Below are 1,913 nucleotides of genomic sequence, written 5' to 3'. Positions count from 1 at the left end.
AGCGGTGATCACACTGGAGCCCCTCGTGAAGCTGTTCGACGTTCCCCTCCTCGACAGGTCAAAGTCGCTCGCGCTCATCCAGGAAATCTCGACCCGCGAGCAGGTGGCGGACTCGATCGAGTTCAAGATATTGAAAAAGCTCTTCAAAGATATCAATATCTCGCTCGCGGAGAAGATCATCATCGGGAACCTGGTGACGATCATCGCCGAGGTCGCCGACGCCATCGAGAACGTGGGGGATCGCATCCAGATCCTCATTTCGAAGCAGGCCATATAATAGTCCATGGTCGCTAGTCAATGGTCCATAGCGGCGCAAGCTTTTTTGGCCATGGGCTATGGACTCTCGGCTATCGACAGTGGCTTTATCCCGCCTCCAAAACCCCCGCAAAATGAGTTGCAGGAGAGAATCGGGAACAGATATACTACTGGCGATTTTCGCGTATGCCGGTTCGCATCTGCGCGAGGGAACCTTTATGATGCTTCTGGCTAAATTCTTTGGGGGGCTCTTCCTTGGCTGGGGCATAGGCGCGAACAATGCCGCCAATATGTTCGGCACGGCGGTCGGCACGGGCAGCGTCAAATACAAGACGGCCGTCATCTGCGTCGCGATCTTCGTCATTATCGGCTCTGCCCTCGAAGGGTACAAGCTCTACGACAGTTACAACTTTGACAAGAGCGGGGAGTTCAAGGTCACCTTTTCCCAGGCAGCCGTCGCCACCTTCGCCGCAGCCGTGAGCATCATGTTCCAGACCTACCTGGGGATTCCCACTTCGACCACCCAGAACGCGATAGGCGGGGTGATGGGCATCTCGATTCTCTCCATGGGGATGGCGGGGATAAGCTGGATGAAGCTCCTGGCGTGGCTCTTCTGCTGGATCATTCTCCCTGTCGCGGCGGGCGTGGTGTCGTATCTCGGCGTGAAGGGGCTTGGCTACGTTATCCAGCGCACCATAAAGAACATGGTGCTTCTGAATATGGTGTACAAAATCGGCCTCGTCGTGTGCGGATGCTATGGGGCGTACGCGATGGGTGCAAATAATGTTGTCGTGACGACGGGGCCGTTCTATCAGGCGGGTTTTTTTGGCAACCCGACGCACTCCCACGCAGTCGTGGCCTCCGTGCTCGGGGGAATCGCCATGGCAGTCGGCGCGCTCACGTACGGGAAGAATGTCATCATGACCGTCGGCAAGGATATCACCGCGCTCGATCCGTTTTCCGCGCTCATTGCCGTACTCTCCCACTCCCTCGTCGTGCATTTTTTCACACAGTTGCACGTGCCGGTCTCGTCCTCTCAGGCGATCGTGGGAGCCGTGGCGGGTGTGGGGTTAGTCAGGGGCATGAACACGGTGAACGCGAAGAAGCTGTGGTCCATCTTCGCCGCATGGTTTCTGTCGCCGGTCGTTTCAGCTATTTTGGCAATAATCATTGCTTGTATGCTTGGCGTGCGTTAACAAAAAGAGGGCACCATCATGTTCTGGGACAAAAAGGAGCAGCAGGTGAAGGAGTTCATGAAGGAGCATCTCGAAAAGGTCAAGGAGTGCCTCGACCTCTTCGAGACCACGATCGCGCTCTACCTGGACGGCAAGGAAGAGGAGGCCAACGTCAGCTCCTATAATGTTCATAAGAAGGAGCACGAGGCCGACGAGTGCAGGCGCAAGATTCTCGCGAAGCTTTCCGAGGGGGCATTTCTCCCCTTCTTCCGCGAGGACTACATCGGGATCGTGGAGCTGGTGGACAAGATCGCCAACAGGGCCAAGACGGTGACGCAGACGATGGTCATCGAAGGGCCGAAGATACCGCAGGAGATGCATGAGGACATCAGGGCGCTCACGAACAAAGCGGTGATCACACTGGAGCCCCTCGTGAAGCTGTTCGACGTTCCCCTCCTCGACAGGTCAAAGTCGCTCGCGCTC

The 1,913-nt window shown here is 56.6% G+C and carries 3 protein-coding genes; all 3 read left to right on the top strand.

All coding sequences use genetic code 11. The annotated features are described in order from the left end of the window. Positions 1 to 277 (top strand): DUF47 family protein (locus tag NTX71_04790; protein ID MCX6339219.1); only part of this gene is annotated, 277 nt, incomplete at its 5' end. A gap of 196 nt (positions 278 to 473) precedes the next feature. Further along, the gene (locus NTX71_04785; GenBank protein ID MCX6339218.1) at positions 474 to 1,451 is read left to right on the top strand and encodes an inorganic phosphate transporter; all 978 of its coding nucleotides are present in this window, start codon (positions 474 to 476) and stop codon (positions 1,449 to 1,451) included. An 18-nt stretch (positions 1,452 to 1,469) separates the two neighbouring features. Then, on the top strand, positions 1,470 to 1,913 hold a 444-nt coding region (locus NTX71_04780), incomplete at its 3' end, for a DUF47 family protein (GenBank protein ID MCX6339217.1).

The sequence above is a fragment of the Candidatus Auribacterota bacterium genome (assembly GCA_026392035.1).
In the GTDB taxonomy this organism is placed as follows: Bacteria; Auribacterota; Tritonobacteria; order UBA1439; family UBA1439; genus JAPLCX01.
The sequence above is the reverse complement of the archived record's forward strand: the minus strand, read 5'-3'. Positions and strand labels throughout refer to the sequence as shown.

What these genes read in the sequence shown, in the direction of transcription:
- NTX71_04785 (MCX6339218.1), top strand. Translation starts at nt 474, where the DNA reads ATGATGCTTCTGGCTAAATTCTTTGGGGGGCTCTTCCTTGGCTGGGGC.